Annotated in this window: 1 protein-coding gene; it reads right to left on the bottom strand. The window is 77.0% G+C overall.

Annotation, left to right across the window (positions count from 1 at the left end; all coding sequences use genetic code 11):
- On the bottom strand, positions 1 to 379 hold a 379-nt coding region (locus tag C1J00_RS44365), incomplete at both ends, for an Lhr family helicase (protein ID WP_439333493.1).

Here is a 379-nt window from a genome sequence, read left to right as displayed (position 1 = left end):
GTCGTGGGTGGGGGCGGAGTCGTCCGGGCCGGCGAAGTCGTGTGCGGGGGCGGAGTCGTCCGGGCCGGCGAGGTCCTGGCCGCGGAACGGGTCGGGTTCGGAACCGGGAGGCGGGCCGGGCAGGTCCTCGCCGCGGTCTCGGGCGTTGGACATCGCCCGCAGGCGGTCCACCGCGCCGTCCATCGCGAACTGCGCGGCGCCGAGGCCCTCCACGACGTAGCCGCGGCGGGCCTGGCCGCTCTCCTCGAAGACGGACAGGACGCGGTACGTCGCCGAGAAGCCGCCCTCGACGCCTTCCGCCGACACCGCGCCCCTGGTGACCACGCCGTGCCGGTCGAGGAGGGTGCGGGCGACGGCATGGGCCCGCACGGTGGGGTCG

The sequence above is a fragment of the Streptomyces cahuitamycinicus genome (assembly GCF_002891435.1).
GTDB classification, from domain to species: domain Bacteria; phylum Actinomycetota; class Actinomycetes; order Streptomycetales; family Streptomycetaceae; genus Streptomyces; species Streptomyces cahuitamycinicus.
Note: the sequence above shows the minus strand (reverse complement) of the source record. Positions and strands in the feature narration are given on the sequence as shown.